Annotated in this window: 17 protein-coding genes and 1 pseudogene; 12 read left to right on the plus strand and 6 right to left on the minus strand. The window is 65.9% G+C overall.

The annotated features are described in order from the left end of the window. Positions 1-59: 59 nt before the first annotated feature. The 3 genes from GCN74_RS20655 to GCN74_RS20665 all read left to right on the plus strand — a co-directional run bounded on the left by GCN74_RS20655 (position 60) and on the right by GCN74_RS20665 (position 2,601). A complete protein-coding gene (locus tag GCN74_RS20655) occupies positions 60-644 on the plus strand; it encodes a LysE family translocator (protein WP_152258408.1) in 585 nt (194 codons plus the stop codon). Positions 645-654: 10 nt separating this feature from the next. Further along, positions 655-2,121 (plus strand): PLP-dependent aminotransferase family protein, encoded by a 1,467-nt coding sequence (locus tag GCN74_RS20660; RefSeq protein WP_152258409.1) that lies wholly within the window; start codon positions 655-657, stop codon positions 2,119-2,121. Positions 2,122-2,268: 147 nt separating this feature from the next. Further along, positions 2,269-2,601 carry a VOC family protein gene (locus GCN74_RS20665; protein WP_319633478.1) on the plus strand — a complete coding sequence of 111 codons (333 nt, stop codon included), beginning with the start codon at positions 2,269-2,271 and terminating at the stop codon, positions 2,599-2,601. A gap of 81 nt (positions 2,602-2,682) precedes the next feature. Here the strand turns inward: GCN74_RS20665 and motA are convergent, their stop codons facing one another. Both motA and GCN74_RS20675 read right to left on the minus strand, forming a co-directional pair. Continuing rightward, entirely contained in the window at positions 2,683-3,546 is an 864-nt protein-coding gene (gene motA, locus GCN74_RS20670) for a flagellar motor stator protein MotA (protein ID WP_092794839.1), read from the minus strand. 42 nt (positions 3,547-3,588) lie between these two features. Beyond that, a complete protein-coding gene (locus tag GCN74_RS20675) occupies positions 3,589-4,509 on the minus strand; it encodes a LysR family transcriptional regulator (protein ID WP_152258410.1) in 921 nt (306 codons plus the stop codon). A gap of 105 nt (positions 4,510-4,614) precedes the next feature. On the opposite strand from GCN74_RS20675, the gene GCN74_RS20680 reads away from it, so the two are divergent. Further along, entirely contained in the window at positions 4,615-5,784 is a 1,170-nt protein-coding gene (locus GCN74_RS20680; RefSeq protein WP_152258411.1) for a mandelate racemase/muconate lactonizing enzyme family protein, read from the plus strand. Between the two features lies 1 nt (position 5,785). On the opposite strand, the gene GCN74_RS20685 is transcribed toward GCN74_RS20680, so the two are convergent. Together GCN74_RS20685 and GCN74_RS20690 are read right to left on the minus strand one after the other, a co-directional pair. Beyond that, complete coding sequence (locus GCN74_RS20685) at positions 5,786-6,142, minus strand: glyoxalase superfamily protein (protein WP_152258412.1); 357 nt, start codon at positions 6,140-6,142, stop codon at positions 5,786-5,788. Between the two features lie 40 nt (positions 6,143-6,182). After that, positions 6,183-6,887: a hypothetical protein gene (locus GCN74_RS20690; RefSeq protein ID WP_152258413.1), complete on the minus strand. Its 705-nt coding sequence runs from the start codon at positions 6,885-6,887 to the stop codon at positions 6,183-6,185. Between the two features lie 183 nt (positions 6,888-7,070). Between GCN74_RS20690 and GCN74_RS20695 the strand changes: the two genes are divergently transcribed. From GCN74_RS20695 to GCN74_RS20730, 8 genes are all read left to right on the plus strand, one after another. Continuing rightward, positions 7,071-8,129, plus strand: a complete 1,059-nt coding sequence (locus tag GCN74_RS20695; RefSeq protein ID WP_193317183.1) for a DUF4105 domain-containing protein — start codon at positions 7,071-7,073, stop codon at positions 8,127-8,129. Between the two features lie 180 nt (positions 8,130-8,309). After that, positions 8,310-9,563, plus strand: a complete 1,254-nt coding sequence (locus tag GCN74_RS20700; RefSeq protein WP_152258414.1) for a DEAD/DEAH box helicase — start codon at positions 8,310-8,312, stop codon at positions 9,561-9,563. A gap of 81 nt (positions 9,564-9,644) precedes the next feature. After that, positions 9,645-10,121, plus strand: a complete 477-nt coding sequence (locus tag GCN74_RS20705) for a hypothetical protein (RefSeq protein WP_152258415.1) — start codon at positions 9,645-9,647, stop codon at positions 10,119-10,121. Positions 10,122-10,283: 162 nt separating this feature from the next. After that, positions 10,284-11,102: a response regulator gene (locus tag GCN74_RS20710; RefSeq protein WP_226939140.1), complete on the plus strand. Its 819-nt coding sequence runs from the start codon at positions 10,284-10,286 to the stop codon at positions 11,100-11,102. After that, the gene (locus GCN74_RS20715; protein ID WP_152258417.1) at positions 11,099-11,443 is read left to right on the plus strand and encodes a hypothetical protein; all 345 of its coding nucleotides are present in this window, start codon (positions 11,099-11,101) and stop codon (positions 11,441-11,443) included. Before GCN74_RS20710 ends, GCN74_RS20715 begins: the two co-directional genes overlap by 4 nt. Continuing rightward, the gene (locus GCN74_RS20720) at positions 11,440-12,276 is read left to right on the plus strand and encodes an HDOD domain-containing protein (RefSeq protein ID WP_152258418.1); all 837 of its coding nucleotides are present in this window, start codon (positions 11,440-11,442) and stop codon (positions 12,274-12,276) included. The genes GCN74_RS20715 and GCN74_RS20720 overlap by 4 nt, the downstream gene beginning before the upstream one ends. Positions 12,277-12,290: 14 nt before the next feature. Continuing rightward, positions 12,291-13,754 (plus strand): ATP-binding protein, encoded by a 1,464-nt coding sequence (locus GCN74_RS20725; RefSeq protein WP_152258419.1) that lies wholly within the window; start codon positions 12,291-12,293, stop codon positions 13,752-13,754. Continuing rightward, positions 13,751-15,100, plus strand: coding sequence for an HD domain-containing phosphohydrolase (locus GCN74_RS20730; protein WP_152258420.1), 1,350 nt, complete (start codon positions 13,751-13,753; stop codon positions 15,098-15,100). Before GCN74_RS20725 ends, GCN74_RS20730 begins: the two co-directional genes overlap by 4 nt. Here GCN74_RS20730 and GCN74_RS20735 read toward each other — a convergent pair. Beyond that, positions 15,097-16,419: an ATP-binding protein gene (locus tag GCN74_RS20735; RefSeq protein WP_152258421.1), complete on the minus strand. Its 1,323-nt coding sequence runs from the start codon at positions 16,417-16,419 to the stop codon at positions 15,097-15,099. The genes GCN74_RS20730 and GCN74_RS20735 overlap by 4 nt on opposite strands. A gap of 88 nt (positions 16,420-16,507) precedes the next feature. Beyond that, positions 16,508-16,753: pseudogene (locus GCN74_RS20740) on the minus strand (hypothetical protein); the annotation flags it as partial.

Here is a 16,753-nt window from a genome sequence, read left to right on the forward strand (position 1 = left end):
TTGTGCCTGGCGTGCCGCGCTTCTAGACTGGGGCCTTCTCCACGCTGCGACAGCCTGCCATGACCGAACTCCTTCCCCTGATGAGTTATTGCTTTGTAATGTCCGCCACGCCCGGGCCGAACAACGTCATGCTGGCCACCACCGGCGCCAACTTCGGCTATCGCGGCGCGCTGCCGGTGATCCTCGGCATCCAGGCCGGCATCTTCGTGCAGACCGTGCTCATGTGCGTGGGGCTGGGCAGCGTGTTCGTCGCGTACCCGATGGCGCAGCAGGTGCTGCGGATCGCGGGCGCGCTGTACCTGATGTTCCTGGCGTGGAAGCTGGCCGGCGCCTCGGTGGCGGGAAGCAGCGCACCGAAGGCCGTGTCGTTTGCGCAGGCGGCGCTGTTTCAGGCGCTGAACCCCAAGAGCTGGCTCAAGGCGGTCACCATGGCGTCGGTCTTCATGCCTGCGCAGGGCAATATGCTTGCCGGCGCGCTGCTGGTGTCCGTGATCGGCACCGTGGTGGGCACGCCGTGCAACGCCATGTGGGCGCTGTTCGGCGTCTCGATCCGCAGCGTGCTGAAGGCGCCCCGCAACCAGCGCATCTTCAATCTGACGATGGGGGCCATCCTGCTGGTCCTCGCCGTGATGTTTTTACGCTAGACTGCCACCCATGTTTGCCATCGACCGCTCCTCCCCCATCGCCCTGTTCAAGCAGATCGAGGCCGCATTGCGCCAGCAGATCGCGCAACGCGTCCTGACTGGCGGGACCAGGCTGCCGTCGATCCGCCAGCTGGCCACGCAGCTCGCGGTCAGCACCAACACCGTGGTGGTGGCGTATGACAGGCTGGTGGCCGCAGGTGTCATCGATACGCACGGCACGGCGGGCTTCTTCGTCTGCGCACCAGTTGACGCCAGCCGCGCCATTCCCGACGAGGTGGCGCTGGAAGCGGGCCAGGAGCAGGAACCGGTCTGGCTGAGCCAGCAAGTGAACGACCAGCGGCCGGGCGTGCTGCTGGCCAGCAGCGGCGCCTTGCCGCCCACCTGGCTGCAGGACGCGCTGCCGGCGGCCGCCGTGCAACGCGGCCTGGCGCGCAGCGCGGCGGGCATGGCCTCGCGCTGTCCGCCGCAAGGGCTGGCCGAACTGCGCGAGCAGATCGCGCTGCTGATGCGCGGCATCGGCATCGCCGCGGACGCCAGCCACATCCTCACCACGTTCGGCGCCACCCATGCAATCGATCTGATCTGCCGCACGTTCCTGCAGCCCGGCGATACGGTGCTGGTGGAAGACCCCGGATACTTCCTGATGTTCGGCAGGCTGCGCCAGGACGGCGTGCGCCTGGTGCCGATCAGGCGCCGCCCCGATGGCCTTGACCTGGACGAACTGGAAGCCGCCTGCCGCGCGCACCGCCCGCGCCTGCTGTTCGTGCAGACGGCCTTGCACAATCCCACCGGCTGGAGCAGCAGCGCCGCCAACCTGCACAGGGTGCTGATCATGGCGCAGCAGCATGGCTTCCTGATCGCCGAAGACGATGTGCACGGCCATTTCCAGCAGGGCCACAGCACGCGGCTGGCGTCGCTGTCCGGACTGGACGGCGTGATCTATTATTCCAGCCTGTGCAAGGCGCTGAGCCCGGCCCTGCGCATGGGCTACCTGGCCGCGGCGCCCACTTTGCTCAAGCCGCTGATGCGAACCAAGATCCATTCCATCATGACCTTGCCTGCGCTGAACGAATACGTTTTGCTGGAAGTGCTCAAGGCCGGCAACCTGCGCAAGCACCTGGAGCGGCTGCAGCGCAAGATCATGGTGGCGCGCAACGCCAGCACGCGGCAACTGAGCGCGGCCGGCGTGCTGTTCGAGCAGCCCGGCGACGCAGGCATTTTCCTGTGGGGCAGCATGCCCGCAGGGCTGGACGTGGACTTGCTGGTACAGGACGCCTACCGCAACAAGATCCTGTTGATGCGCGGCGCCGCGTTCTCGGCCAACGACACGCCCGACCAGCACATCCGCTTCAACGTCGCCTTCAGCCAGCATCCCCGCGTGAGCGCCTACCTTCAAGAACGCCTGCGCGCGGTGGCCGGCGCGCGCTCGAGCCTGGCCCGCGCCAGCGCTGTCGCCAGCATCGATGGCAAGTCCTGAGCATAGCCTGCGCCTTCCTTTATTATTTATGGATATTCTGGAGGAACGATTTTTTCGCCAGCGTGCCAATTGGGTATGCCATCACCCGTCGCAGGGAGGAGGCACCGCTTGCCTATTCCACCTTCTCCCAGGAAGCAAGGAAGCGCCATGAACAAACAGAGCATCCTCAACCTGCCCGTGAAGGACCTGGACAAATCCAGGGCCTTCTTTGCCGCTCTCGGCTTTGCCTTCGATCCCCGCTTCAGCGGCGACAACGCGGCGTACATGCACATCGTCGACGGCGCCATCCAGGCCATGCTGACGACCGAGCCGTTCTTCCAGTCCCTGATCGACAAGCCCGTCGCGAATGCAAGGGAGGGCAATGAAATCGTCATTTGCCTTAGCTGCGACAGCCGGGAAGAGGTGGACAGCCTGATCGCCGGGGCCGCGGCCGCCGGGGGCCGCATACCGCATCGGCCCGAAGAGCACGGCTTCATGTAAGACCAGGGCTTCGAGGATATCGATGGCCACCTGTGGCACCAGGTCTGGACGGCGCCGGAAGCCTGAGGCGGACGGGCCGTATCAGTTCTTCGTGCGCACCTGGCGCACGTGGTTTTCCAGTTCGCTGAACGATGGGCGTTCCGTGGCGGAAATGACCTTGCGGCCGAATTCCACGGCCAGCGCCGGCGCATAGCCGTTCAGGCTGGCCAGCAGGGTCACTTTCACGCACTGGTACATCTTTGCCGTTTCATGGTGCTTGCGGCGCAGCAGGCTGGCCAGCGGGGCGATGAAGCCGTAGGCCAGCAGGATGCCGATGAAGGTGCCCACCAGCGCCTGCGCGATCAGCACGCCCAGCTCGGCCGGCGGCAAGCCCACGGACGCCATCGTGTGCACCACGCCCATCACGGCGGCCACGATGCCGAAGGCGGGCATGGCGTCGGCCAGCTGCGAAATCGTCTGGATCGGCATTTCCGCATCTTCATGGTGGGTCTCGATCTCGTTATCCATCAGGTTTTCGATCTGGTAGGCGTCCATATTGCCCGACACCATCAAGCGCAGATAGTCGGTGATGAATTCCAGGATGTGCTCGTCGCCGAGCGTGTACGGGTATTTCACGAAGATGGGGCTGCGGTACGGGTCGTCGATATCGTCCTCGACGGACATCAAGCCTTCCTTGCGGATCTTGCTGAGGATTTCATACATCAGCCCCATCAGTTCCATGTAGCGCGCTTTCGTGTATTGCGAACCGTGGAACAGGGTGGGCAGGGCGGCAAACGTGGCGCGGATGGCCTTGGCGTCGTTGCCGACAAAGAAGGTGCCCAGCGCGGCGCCGCCGATCATCAGCAATTCCAGCGGCTGGAACAGGGCGCCCAGGTGCCCGCCCTGCATGGCGAAGCCGCCGAAGACGGAAAACAGCACGACGATAAATCCGAGTATGACTAGCAAAACTTACTCCCTCATAATATTGCCATATCGCAATATTGTAGTTTAACCTGATTCGGCGGCCGTGGCCGCATCCGGCTGCAACTGCTGGCCGAGAAAATTGATAAAAGCGCGCACTTTGGCGGGCAGCTGGTGGCGGCTCGGGTAGTAGGCGTACAGGTCGGCGGGCGCCAGCGCGTAGTCTTCCAGCACCACGCGCAGGCGGCCGCTGTCGAGGTAGCGGGCCAGGTCCCATTCCGAGCGCAGCAGGATGCCGTGGCCGTCCAGCGCCCAGCCCAGCACCACGTCGCCATCGTTGCTGGCCACCGTGCCGCGCACCTTCACCGTGTGCGTGGCGCGGCCGCGGCTCAGCCGCCAGATGCCGTAGGCGTCATCGTTTTGCCGGTGCACGATGCAGCGGTGGTGCGCCAGCTCGTCGGGCGTCTGCGGCGTGCCGTGCGCCTGCAGGTAGGCGGGCGAGGCGCACAGGAAGCGCCGGTTCGACATGATGCGCCGCGCCGACAATCGCGTGTCGGGCAAGTCGCCGAAGCGGATGCCCAGGTCGTACGCCTGTTCCACCAGGTTGATGGGGCTGTCCGTCAGCTGCAGCTGCACTTCCAGCTGCGGGTGGCGCAGTGCGAATTGCGACAGCAGGGGGGCGATCACCGTGCGGCCGAAGCCCAGGGTGGCGTTGACGCGCAGCAGCCCGCGTGGCTGCGCGCTGCCGCTGGCCAGGGACTCTTCCATGGCGCGGATGTCGTCGAGAATCTGCCGCGCCTGCGCCAGGTAGCTTTCGCCGTCGCCCGTCAGGCTGATGCGCCGCGTGCTGCGGTTCAAGAGGCGCACGCCCAGGCGCTGCTCCATCAGCACGAGGCGTTTGCTGACGGCGGGCGGCGTGATGCCCAGTTCGCGCGCCGTGGCCGACAGGCTGCCCAGCTTGGCCAGCAGCACAAAGAAGGCCATTTCCGTGGTGGCGTCCGTTTTCATAGTTCATCTTTCACTTCAAGTGAATAATGGTTTAAATTTCTATCGATTATATGGCTTTATATCGCGGGTAAGCTGGCGTCATCGTTTTCACCACAGGAGACCCGCATGAAAATCGTTGACATCCGCGAACAGACCATTCCCATTTCCTCTCCCATCCGCAACGCCTACATCGATTTCACGAAGATGACGCTGAGCCTGGTGGCCGTCGTCACGGACGTGATGCGCGACGGCAAGCCCGTCGTCGGCTACGGCTTCAATTCGAACGGCCGCTACGGCCAGGGCATGCAGATGCGCGAGCGCTTCATCCCCCGCATCCTCGACGCCGATCCCGCCTCGCTGCTGACGGCGGACGGCAGCAACCTCGACCCGCACAAGGTGTGGGACTGCATGTACACGAATGAAAAGCCGGGCGGCCACGGCGAGCGCTCCGTGGCCATCGGCACCATCGACATGGCCATCTGGGATGCCGTGGCGAAGATCGAGCGCAAGCCATTGTTCCAGCTGCTGGCCGAGCGCCACGGCACGGGCGTGCCCGACAAACAGGTGTTCGTGTATGCGGCGGGCGGCTATTACTACCCGGGCCAGAGCCTGTCCGCCCTGCAGGACGAGATGCGCAGCTATATCGACCGCGGCTACACGGTGGTCAAGAAGAAGATCGGCGGCGCCTCGCTGGACGAGGACTTGCGCCGCATCGACGCCATCCTGGAGGTGCTGCAGGATGGGCAGAAGCTGTGCGTGGATGCGAACGGGCGCTTCGACCTCGATACTTCGATCGCCTACGCCAAGGCGCTGCGCCAGTACGATTTGTTCTGGTATGAAGAGGCGGGCGACCCGCTCGACTTCGAGCTGCAGGCGACCCTGCGCAGCTATTACGACAAGCCCATGGCGACGGGCGAGAACCTGTTTTCCATGCAGGATGCGCGCAACCTGATCCGCTACGGCGGCATGCGCGCGGACCGCGACTGGCTGCAGTTCGACTGCGCCCTCAGCTACGGCCTGGTGGAATACCTGCGCACGCTGGACATGCTGCAGCAGCACGGCTGGTCGCGCAGCCGCTGCATCCCGCATGGCGGCCACCAGATGTCCCTGAATATCGCGGCAGGGCTGGGCCTGGGCGGCAATGAATCGTATCCGGATTTATTCCAGCCCTTCGGCGGCTTTCCCGATGGCGTGCGGGTGGAAAACGGCCACATCACCATGCCGGAGCTCGTCGGCATCGGCTTCGAGGGCAAGGCCAACCTGTACGCGGCCATGCGCGCATTGAGCGGGCAGTAAATCAGGCGGCGCGCTGCCAGAAGCGCAGCCGGTTGCCGAACGGGTCCGCCACTTCCAGGATGCGGCCCCAGTCCTCGTCGCGGATGCCGGGCCGCGCATACGGGTAATCCTTGTCGCGCAGCTCCGCGTGCAGGGCGGCGACGTCGTCGACGGGGATCAGCAGCGCCGCTCCGGGCGTGGCGTCGCCGTAGTGTTCACTGAGGTGCAGCACGAGCTCGCCCCGCGTCACCTGCACGTACAGGGGCGCCGCGGGTTCGAAGCGGTGCTGCCAGTCCAGGGTGAAACCGAGGAAGCCGAGGTAGAACTCGCGCGCTTTTTCTTCGGAAAAGCTGCGCAGGATGGGGATGGGAGCATGCATGGCGGCGCTTTCAGGCGGTGGCGATAGCGCCATTCTAGCCTCAGGCCGGCGCCTGCCGCTTGACCTGCGCGGCGGCGCTGGTCTTCTCCCAGCGGAACAGCCACATGATCACCAGCTTGGTCGCGGCGCTGACGCAGGCCAGCAGCAGCAAGGGCCAGCCCGTTTGCAGCCCCATGACGCAGGCAAAGAAGATGGTGCTGCCATCCATGGCCAGGATGAACTGACTCATTTTCAGCGACACGGCGCCCGTCTTGCCCGAGCGCCAGATCAAACGGATCTGGTGCGCATAGCCCTGCGCCAGCAGCACGGTGACGGCGACGATCAGGCTTTGCGAGATCACGCGCTTTTCATCGCTGAAGGTGGGACCGAAGGCCAGCCCTGCCACGCCCGCGCACAGCAGCAGCGTGCACGCCAGAAGCGCATTGCGCGAGGTCCGGCTGCGGCGGTCGCGGTCGATTTCATACAGGATGGCCAGCGCAATCAGGCAGGCGGCCAGGCGGGGCCAGACGATGTAGTGGTTGAACGGCGTGATCGAATAGCCGTACACAAAGAATGCGCAATACGCGAGGAAGCTGACGGTGAACTGGTTGACGGACAGGACGTCCGTCGTCTTGCCGTGCGCCAGGCTGGCATCGCGCTTGCGTTGCCAGATTTTTTGCAGCTGCGACCACAGGCCAAGCAGGCTGACGACGATGAAGAGGGAATTGAGGCTGCCCGCGAAGGCGTAGAGGGTAGGGGGCTGCAAGGGATCTCCTGGGATGGACGCGGCGTCGCTGCGGCGGCAGCCAGCCTTGTCTATACATCTTGTTCTGACAAGATGCTCTCACGAAATAAATTGGCAGGCAAGCAATGGTTATGCTGCCGGGGCCTGTTGCCGCACGGCTTGCCGGAACGCCCCTGTTCCTGCGCTTGCCCGTATAATCGGGGCATGACTTTCTTATCACATCGTGCCCGCTCCGTGCTGGCCACCCTCGGCAAAATGGCCGTTTCCCTGATCATCCTGTTGACTGCACTGTGGGGCGCGCTGGCGCTGTGGTACCAGCTGTCCGGCGGCACGGCGGCGCAAGCCATCGGCGCCTTGCTGTGGGGCGCGCTGGGCGTGGCCAGCATCGCGCTGTGGTGGACGCGCGGCGACGCGCGCGTGCTGCTGCCGTATGCGGCCGGTTTTGTCCTGCTGCTCGTGTGGTGGAGTTTCATCACGCCGAAACAGCAGCGCGTGTGGGCCGACGACGTGGCGCGCAACGTCACGGGCACGGTGAAGGGCAGCACCGTCACCCTCGACAATGTGCGCAATTTCGACTGGCGCAGCGATGACGACTACACGGTCAAGTGGGAGCAGCGCAGCTACGACCTCGACGCGCTGCGCACGGTGGACACGGCGCTGTCGTACTGGACGGGGCCGTATATCGCGCACACCCTGATTTCGTTCGGCTTTGCGGACGGGCGTTTCCTGACGTTCTCCATCGAAATCCGCAAGGAAAAGGGCGAGAGCTTTTCCGCCATCGGCGGCTTCTTCAAGCATTTCGAAATGAGCCTGATCGCCGCCGACGAGCGCGACATCCTGCGCGTGCGCACGAATGCGCGGGGCGAGGACATGCATCTGTACCGCGTGATGATGCCCAAGGCGGCCATGCGCTCGCTGTTCCTGGCCTACCTGGACGAGGCGCAAGCGCTGAAGAACCAGCCGCAGTTCTACAACACCCTGACGGCCAACTGCACCACCATCGTCTTCGAGATGGTGCGCCGCATCGTGCCGGGCCTGCCGCTCGACTACCGGCTGATGGCCTCGGGCTACCTGGACCGCTACCTGTTCGACGTCAAGGGCCTGGTGCCCGGCCAGACCTTCCAGCAGCTGCGCACGGGAGGCCACGTCACGGCGCGCGCGCGGGCGGCCAACGACGACGCGGATTTTTCGCACGCGATCCGCCGCGGCATGCCGGGCTACGATGAAACGGGCCACCCGAAGCTGCAAATGCCGCGCCAATAGCGGACAAAATCCCCAGGGCGTTGTAGCCCATGCCTTGCCGTACTGGCGTACTGTCTGCGGCATGGCGCCTGGCCCTGAGCATTTTGTCAGCTGAGTCGCACCCTTGCTTTATACTGTCGCCATATCCCGACCGGCCGCACATTGCGGCCGGTCTCACTTTACGAATAAAGAAGGCCCGCTATGCCATTTTCCTCACTGGGTCTGATTCCCGCCCTGGTCCGCGCCGTCGACAAGGCCGGCTATGCCGCGCCGACGGCCATCCAGGCGGCCGCCATTCCCGCCATCCTGCGCGGCAGCGACGTGCTGGGCGCGGCCCAGACGGGTTCCGGCAAGACGGCCGCCTACGCACTGCCGCTGCTGCAGGCGCTGATGGCACCCGTTTCCGGCCCGCGCCAGGTGCGCGCGCTGATCCTCGTGCCCACGCGCGAGCTGGCGGCGCAGGTGGGGCAGACGGTGCACGCGCTGGCCAAGCCGCTGCCCGTCAAGCTGAAGATTTCCGTGCTGTTCGGCGGCGTGTCGATCAATCCGCAGATGATGGACTTGCGCGGCGGCGCCGATATCGTCGTCGCCACGCCGGGCCGCCTGCTGGACCTGGTGCGCCAGAATGCCGTCAAATTGGGCGGCGTGTCGCTCTTCGTGCTCGACGAGGCCGACCGCCTGCTGGACATGGGTTTCAGCGAAGAGATCAACGCCATCCTGGCGCTGCTGCCCGGGCAGCGGCAAAACCTGTTTTTCTCCGCCACCTTCCCCGACAGCGTGCAGGCGCTGGCCGACAGCCTGCTCAAGGAACCCGTGCGCATCGAAGTGGCGTCCGAGCCGCAGGACAAGCCCGACATCGTGCAGCGCGCCATCACGGTGGACGTGCCGCGCCGCACGCAGCTGCTGCGCTACCTGATCCTGCAGCAGCAGTGGGAGCGCGTGCTGGTGTTCGTCGCCACCAAGTACGCGGCCGAACACGTGGCCGACAAGCTGCAGCGCGCGGGCCTGCACGTGGGCGCCTTCCACGGCGAGTTCAGCCAGGGCACGCGCAGCCAGCTGCTGGCCGACTTCAAGGCGTGCCGCCTGCAGGTGCTGGTGGCCACGGACGTGGCCGCGCGCGGCATCGATATCGCCGGCCTGCCTGCCGTCGTCAATTACGACCTGCCCCGTTCGGTCGTCGACTACACGCACCGCATCGGCCGCACGGGCCGCGCCGGCGAAAGCGGCACGGCCATCAGTTTCGTGACGGCCGACACGGAAGCGCATTTCCGCCTGATCGAAAACCGCAACGACTTGCGCATCGTGCGCGAAGTGGTGGCCGGCTTCGAGCCGACGGAACTGCCCACGCCGGCGAGCACGGCGACCGATACGGTGAACGGCGGCGTGAAGGGCGCGCGCAAGAGCAAGAAGGATAAATTGCGCGAAGCGGCAGCCAAGGCGGCCGCAGGCAATTAAATCTCCCTTATGTGCGCTAGCCGCTTGAACGGCCGGCCGTCCCGCCTTAAGATGATGTTTCTATAAAGCAAGGGGACGGCAATGCACATGACCTTCATCGCGCGCGCGGGCGCGCTGGCTTGCGCGCTGGCGCTGGCCGGCTGCGCCGGCATGGGTGGACACGGCAGCAATCCCGGCGAGCAGGCCGGCATGCGGATGCCGGGCAAAGCGCCGGCCGATGCGGCCGTGGCCGCCACCTGGTACAACCCGCCCAGCGAATTTCCCGGCATCTGCCTGACCCAGTTCAAGGATGGCAGCCTGCGCTTCGACGGCGGCTTCGCCTTCTACAACCCGGGCCGCTGGTCGTACGATGCGGCCACCGCCGAGCTGCGCCTGCAGCTGGCGCCCACGCCATCGCTGGAATTGTCGCACGCGCAAATCGTGCAGCACATGAACCTGCTGCGCATCGAGGCGGACAGGAATACGCTGGTGTATGGGGTGAAAGCCGGCACCACGGCCATCGGCCTGGGCGGCTTTGTGTTTTACCGCGACACGCCTTGTCCCGCACGGCGCGGATAAGTGGCGGATAAGTGCCATGCGGGAATATTTAGTCGTATAATTTCAGCGCAAGGGGACGGCCGCGCAAGACTGTGCCGCGCGGCGGATTTCCCCCTCAGGCAAGCTCCCGTATCGCCATGGCGATGAGAGGATGGTCCGATGGATGTGCACGATGAGCATGGTATGCCAGGGACTGCGGCACCGGCCGCGCAGCCGCGCACCTTGCTGCTGGTCGACGACGAGCCGAATATCCTCGCTTCGCTGAAGCGCCTGCTGCGGCGCGATGCCTACCATATCCTGACGGCCGGCAGCGGCCAGGAAGGGCTGGAGGTGCTGGCCAGCCATGCGGTCGACGTGATCGTGTCGGACCAGCGCATGCCCGGCATGCTGGGCGCCGACTTCCTGCGCAAGGCCAAGCTGCTGTGTCCGCAGACCATACGCATCATGCTGTCCGGCTATACCGAATTGCAGGCCGTCACGGACGCCGTCAACGAAGGCGCCATCTTCAAGTTCCTCACCAAGCCCTGGGAAGACCATCAGTTGCGCGAGCATATCGCCGAAGCCTTCCGCCTGAAGGGCATCGACGATGACAATGCGCGCCTCAATGCCCAGCTGCGCGTCGCCAACCAGGCGCTGGCGGCCGCGAACGCCGCCATGCAGGCGCTGGTAAGCCAGCAGCAGCACCAGATCAGCCGCGACGAGGTCAGCCTGGGCATCGCGCGCGAATTGCTGCAATTTCTGCCGTTGCCCGTGATCGGGCTCGACGAGGACGGCATGATCGCCTTCATCAACGCGGCAGCGGCCAATCTGTTCGAGCGGGGCGCGGCCCTGCTGGGCAACGAGGCGGCGCTGGTCTTGCCGCAGCTGTTCGACGGACAGGGCGCAACCTGCCTGGCCGCCATCGACGGCCAGCCGTACGCCGTGGCAGTCCATCCCATGGGCCTGCATTCGCGCTCGCGCGGCAGCCTCGTTACCCTGAGCCGTCATGGAGCGGATACATGAGTGCAAGCGTGAGTGAAAGCGGACGCGAGATTTCCATCGAGCAAGCAGAGGAAGGCATGGTGCTGGCGCAGGCGCTGAGCGACGCCAGCGGCGCCGTGCTGCTGGCCCAGGGCGCCACCTTGACGGCGGCCAACCTGACGGCCTTGCGCAGGCGTAATGTGGAGCGCTGCCACATCGTGGCGCAAGACGAGCCCGACCCCGCCGCGCAGGCGCATGCGGAGCAGGAACGGGCGCGCCGCCTGGAGCGGCTGGCCGTGCTGTTCCGCGCCACGCCGCCCGATTCCGCCGGGGCGGAACTGCTGGCGTTGCTGCAGCGCTACCGGCAAGGGAGCGGTTCATGATCAGGCTGAGTTTTCAAACCATTATCCGCCAGATACAGGAGCTGCCCTCGCTGCCGGTGGTGGTGCTGGAACTGTTGTCGAGCATGGACCAGGACGACACGGACGTGCATGTGCTGGCGCAAAAGATCGAGCTGGACCAGGCCCTGGCGGCGAAGACCCTGCGCATCGCCAATTCCTCGTTCTACGGCATGCAATCGAAGGTCACCAGCATTCCGCAAGCCGTTTCCGTGCTGGGTTTTCACAGCATCCGCACCGTCGTCACGGCCTGCGCCCTGACGGGCAGCTTCGCGCCGGTGGCCGGCTTCGATTTCCAGGCATTCTGGCGCCACTCGCTGGCCACGGCCGTTGCCGCCCGCCTGCTGGCGCAGCACCTGCGCGTCAGTCCCGAGACGGCGTTCACGGCGGGCTTGCTGCATGACCTGGGCACCCTGGTGCTGGTGACGCGCTTCCCGGCCGAGCACGCGCTTGCGCGCGACTATCGCCAGGCCCATGACTGCCAGATGGCCGAGGCGGAACTGGCCGTCCTCGGTATCGACCACGCGCAGGTGGGCAGCGCCCTGGCCGCCTACTGGAAGTTTCCCACGGCGATACAACAGGCGGTGGCCGACCACCACGCCATCGAGCGGCTGGACGCGGGCGGCTTGCCGCTGGCCGTGCACATGGCCAATGCCGTCGCCCTGGCGCTCGACCTGGCCGGTATCGACGATGCGCTCGTGCCGCCCCTGTCGCCGTCCGGCTGGCACAGCCTGGCGCTGGACGAGCCTGCCTGGTTCGCGCTGCTGCGGCAAACGGAAACGACCTACGATGAAATGTCGCGGATCATGCTGGCATGAACAGGATAGAGGCCATGGACACAGACGCAGGGCAGGCACTGCCCGCCGAGCCGGAACGCCGCCAGGGCGATTCCATCGCGCTGTCGGCATTTTTCGATGGCCATCCCGTGGCCACCTTCGCCATCGACACGGACCACGTGGTGACGCACTGGAACAGCGCCTGCGAACAGTTGCTGGGCTTTACGGCCGCCGAGATGGTGGGCACGCGCGACCACTGGAAGGCGTTCTATCCGCAGCCGCGTGCCTGCCTGGCCGATTTGCTGGTGGCTGACGATATCGCGTTCGGCGAAAATGAGCTTTATCTTGGCAAGCTGAAGCGCTCACCCGTGATCCCCGGCGCCTACGAGGCCGAGGATTTCTTTGCAAATATCGGCCCCGACGGCCACTGGCTGCACTTCACGGCCGCCCCCCTGCGCGACCGCCAGGGCCGACTGGTGGGCGCCATCGAAACCCTGCGCGATGTGAGCGAGCGGCGCCTGGCGGAATTGGCGCTGCGCAAGGCGCACGACAACCTGGAACACCTGGTGGCCAGGCGCACGGCCCAGCTGGCGGAAATGAACGAGCGCCTGGCCGACGATATCCGCCAGCGCGAGATCGCCGACCTTGAGTTGCGCGAACGCAACCTGGCCTTGACGGAATTGAACAGCAAGCTGTCGCTGGCCCAGCAAAAGCTGCTGCAGTCGGAAAAGCTCGCTTCGATCGGCCAGCTGGCCGCCGGCGTGGCGCACGAGATCAACAACCCCATCGGCTATGTGTTTTCCAATGTGGGCACCCTGGAAGGCTATCTGGACGACCTGTTCAGCATGCTCGACGCCTACGAGGAGGCGGAGCCGGCCGTTGCCGACGCCGTGGTGGCGGCGCGCCTGCGCGCGCTGCGCGAACAGATCGACCTGGACTTCCTGCGCAGCGACATTCCGTTGCTGATGGGCGAGTCGAAGGAAGGCATCGCCCGCGTGCGCCGCATCGTGCAGGACCTGAAGGATTTTTCGCGCACGGATGCGCACCAGGAGTGGGTCTGGGCCGATTTACGCCAGGGCATCGATACCACGCTCAATATCGTGAATAACGAGGTCAAGTACAAGGCCGACGTGGTGCGCGAGTATGGCGACATTCCCGATATCGAATGCCAGCCTTCCGAACTGAACCAGGTGATCATGAACCTGGTCGTCAACGCCGCCCACGCCATGGGCGAGGCGCGCGGACGCATCATCCTGCGCACGGGCAGCGACAGCGCGGCGGAAGTGTGGATCGAGGTCGAGGACACGGGCGGCGGCATCGCGCCCGAACACCTGTCGCGCATCTTCGACCCCTTCTTCACCACCAAGGCCGTCGGCAAGGGCACGGGCCTGGGCCTGTCGCTGGCCTACAGCACGGTGCAAAAGCACCACGGCCGCATCGACGTGCGCAGCGTCATCGGGCGCGGCACCACTTTCCGCATCACCTTGCCCGTGCGCCAGGCGCAGGCCGTCGCACCATGACCATCAACGAACAGGACAGCATGAGCACCAGCCCCAGCGCCAGCACCGCGGCCGCGCCGCCGACCATCCTGTGCGTCGATGACGAGCCGAATATCCTGTCGTCGCTGCGGCGGCTGTTCCGCCCGCACGGCTATCGCGTGCTGACGGCCGAGAGCGGCGCGGCGGGCCTGGCCCTGCTCGAGGGCGAGGCGGTGGACCTGGTCATCTCCGACATGCGCATGCCGCACATGGATGGCGCGCAGTTCCTGGCCCAGGTGCGCCAGCGCTGGCCCGGCACCATGCGTTTGCTGCTGACGGGCTATGCGGACATCCAGTCCATCCTCGACGCCATCAACCAGGGCGAGATCTACCGCTACGTGACCAAGCCGTGGGACGAGAACGATATCGTGCTGGTGGTGCGCCACGCGCTGGAACGGCGCGCGCTGGAACAGGAAAAACGGCGCCTGGAAGCGCTGACGGCCAGCCAGAACGTGCAGCTGCAGGCGCTCAACGCCAGCCTGGAAGCGAAGGTGGCCACGCGCACGCAGCAGCTGAAACAGTCGCACGACGAGGTGCAGGCGGCCAACGAGCGCCTGAAGGCCACGTTCGTGACGACGATCAAGGTGTTTTCCAACCTGATCGAAATGCGCGGCGGCAAGCTGGCCGGCCATGCGCGGCGGGTGGCGGAACTGGCGCGCAAGCTGGCGCTGGCGCTGGGCCTGGAAGGGCAGGAGGCGCGCGACGTGTTCATCGCGGCCCTGCTCAAGGATATCGGCAAACTCAGCTTGAGCGACGATGTGCTGGAACTGCCGGCCAGCGCCTGGACGGGCGAGCAGCTGGCCGCCTTCCGCAAGCATCCGCTGCGCGCGGAACAATTGCTGATGGCGCTGGACGAGCTGCGCGCCGTTTCCGTGATCCTGCGCTCGCAGCTCGAGCGTTTCGACGGCGGCGGCTTTCCCGACGGCCTGGTGGGCCTGGCCATTCCGCTGGGCGCGCGCATCCTGGCGCTGGCCTCGGACTACGACGGCTTGCAGATCGGCGCCATGGTGCAGCGCAGCCTGCGCGCCGACGAGGCCCGCAGCCTGATCTACGACAGCGTCGGCAAGCGCTACGATCCCGCCGTGGTGGCCGCTTTCCGCAGCATCATGGACGCGACGGAACCGCCGCCGCGCGACCTGACGGTGCTGTCGGGCCAGCTGGCGCCGGGCATGGTGCTGTCGCGCGACCTGATCAGCCGCGATGGCCTGATGCTGCTGGCGGCCGAACACGTGCTGACGGCCCGCGTGATTGCCCAGCTGATCGATTTCGAAGGCAAGAATGGCGGCCGGCTCAGCATCCGCGTGTACGCGCCGCCCAAGGACGCCTAGGCATTCGCGGCCGGGGGCTGCAGGGGCAGGTGCACGGTAAAGCGCGTGCCGCGGCCCACTTCGGACGCTACCTCGATGCGGCCGCCGTGCTTGTTGACGATGCCGTACGACAGCGACAGGCCCAGGCCCGTGCCGCTGCCCACGGCCTTGGTGGTGAAGAACGGTTCGAAGATGCGGTTCAGGTGCTCGGGTGCGATGCCGGCGCCCGTGTCGCCGATCTCCACCCACACCCAGCCGTCCGCGTGGCCCGTGCGGATGCTGATCACGCCTTCGCCGCTGATGGCCTGGCCCGCATTGACGAGCAGGTTCATGAAGACCTGGTTCAGCTGCGAAGCCAGGCACAGGATGGGCGGCAGCTGGCCATATTGCTTCTCGATGCGGGCCTTGTATTTCAACTCGTTGGCGACGATATTCAGGGTGCTGTCCAGCCCCGCGTGCAGGCTGGCGACCTGCCAGTCGGTCTCGCCCACATGGGAAAAATCCTTCAGCGCCTGCACGATGTCGCGCACGCGCTTCAAGCCATCCATCGATTCGCCGACCAGGTCCACCATGTCGTCCTGCAGGAATGTCAGGTCGGCCTGCGCGCGTACCTGGGCCACGCGCGCGGCCAGCGCCGCGCTGTCGGGCGCCTCGCGCATCGCCGCCTCGTACTGGTCGATCACGCCGAAGAGGGTGCCGACATAGGCTTGCAGCGAACTCATGTTGGAATTGACGAAGCCGATCGGGTTATTGATTTCATGCGCGATGCCGGCCGCCAGCTGGCCGATGGAGGCCATCTTTTCCGCTTGCAGCAGCTGGTCGTGCGCTTCCTGCAGCTTGCTGATCAGTAGTTGCTGCTCCTCGCCGCGCGCCTGCAACATCGCTTCCATGCGCTTGCGCTCGGTGATATCCGTCAGCGACCCGATCACCTCGAACGGCACGCCGTGCTCGTCGCGCACCAGGCGCAGGCTGTCGTGCATCCACAGATAGCTGCCGTCCTGCACGCGGAAGCGGTATTCATACGCGCGCGCGCCTTCGACGAAGATCTGCGCCAGGCTGGAAAAGATGCCGGGCGCATCGTCGGGATGGATGTGGTCGAACCAGAAATTCGGGTCGGCCACCATGTCTTCGGGCCGGTAGCCCAGCACGTTCAAGGCATTGTTGCTGACAAACGTCATCTTGAAGTCACCGCTGGGCACGGTGCAATAGATGATGGACGGGGTATTGTCGAGCAGGTATTGCAGGCGCACGGCCGTGGCGGCCGACGCATCGCCGGCAGGCACCGCGCCGCCATGCCGGCTGGCATCGGGAGTAGAAAGGTCGAAATCCTCGAACTGCATCGTCACACCTCGCGGTCTGCACGGCTTAGCCGTCACCCTGGCTCGATTATGCCTGATTCTGCCTGTCCTGGCCCCGCAACCGGCGCGCTCAGGGGGCGGGCGGCTGCTCCACCACCGCCATGCGCCGGGCGATGCGCTGCGCCGCCTGCGTGTCGCCCGCCTGTTCGGCACGCAGGCGCTGCACGCCCAGCCACGCCAGCAGCGGGCGGCGCCAGCCCTGGTCCGAGGCCGTGGCCACGGCCGTATCGAGCAGTTCCGGCGTGGCGCGGCTGGCCCGCAGCAGCACGCCGGCCGCCACCAGCTGTGACAGCGGGTCGGCGATGGCGGCCACGGC

Origin of the sequence: Janthinobacterium sp. FT14W (assembly GCF_009208755.1) — a bacterium.
GTDB lineage: Bacteria > Pseudomonadota > Gammaproteobacteria > Burkholderiales > Burkholderiaceae_D > Janthinobacterium > Janthinobacterium violaceinigrum.

What these genes read in the sequence shown, in the direction of transcription:
- GCN74_RS20655 (WP_152258408.1), top strand. Translation starts at nt 60, where the DNA reads ATGACCGAACTCCTTCCCCTGATGAGTTATTGCTTTGTAATGTCCGCC.
- GCN74_RS20735 (WP_152258421.1), bottom strand. Translation starts at nt 16,419, where the DNA reads ATGCAGTTCGAGGATTTCGACCTTTCTACTCCCGATGCCAGCCGGCAT.
- GCN74_RS20730 (WP_152258420.1), top strand. Translation starts at nt 13,751, where the DNA reads ATGACCATCAACGAACAGGACAGCATGAGCACCAGCCCCAGCGCCAGC.
- GCN74_RS20680 (WP_152258411.1), top strand. Translation starts at nt 4,615, where the DNA reads ATGAAAATCGTTGACATCCGCGAACAGACCATTCCCATTTCCTCTCCC.
- GCN74_RS20710 (WP_226939140.1), top strand. Translation starts at nt 10,284, where the DNA reads ATGCCAGGGACTGCGGCACCGGCCGCGCAGCCGCGCACCTTGCTGCTG.
- GCN74_RS20695 (WP_193317183.1), top strand. Translation starts at nt 7,071, where the DNA reads ATGACTTTCTTATCACATCGTGCCCGCTCCGTGCTGGCCACCCTCGGC.
- GCN74_RS20665 (WP_319633478.1), top strand. Translation starts at nt 2,269, where the DNA reads ATGAACAAACAGAGCATCCTCAACCTGCCCGTGAAGGACCTGGACAAA.
- GCN74_RS20700 (WP_152258414.1), top strand. Translation starts at nt 8,310, where the DNA reads ATGCCATTTTCCTCACTGGGTCTGATTCCCGCCCTGGTCCGCGCCGTC.
- GCN74_RS20685 (WP_152258412.1), bottom strand. Translation starts at nt 6,142, where the DNA reads ATGCATGCTCCCATCCCCATCCTGCGCAGCTTTTCCGAAGAAAAAGCG.
- GCN74_RS20720 (WP_152258418.1), top strand. Translation starts at nt 11,440, where the DNA reads ATGATCAGGCTGAGTTTTCAAACCATTATCCGCCAGATACAGGAGCTG.
- GCN74_RS20715 (WP_152258417.1), top strand. Translation starts at nt 11,099, where the DNA reads ATGAGTGCAAGCGTGAGTGAAAGCGGACGCGAGATTTCCATCGAGCAA.
- GCN74_RS20660 (WP_152258409.1), top strand. Translation starts at nt 655, where the DNA reads ATGTTTGCCATCGACCGCTCCTCCCCCATCGCCCTGTTCAAGCAGATC.
- GCN74_RS20675 (WP_152258410.1), bottom strand. Translation starts at nt 4,509, where the DNA reads ATGAAAACGGACGCCACCACGGAAATGGCCTTCTTTGTGCTGCTGGCC.
- GCN74_RS20725 (WP_152258419.1), top strand. Translation starts at nt 12,291, where the DNA reads ATGGACACAGACGCAGGGCAGGCACTGCCCGCCGAGCCGGAACGCCGC.
- GCN74_RS20705 (WP_152258415.1), top strand. Translation starts at nt 9,645, where the DNA reads ATGCACATGACCTTCATCGCGCGCGCGGGCGCGCTGGCTTGCGCGCTG.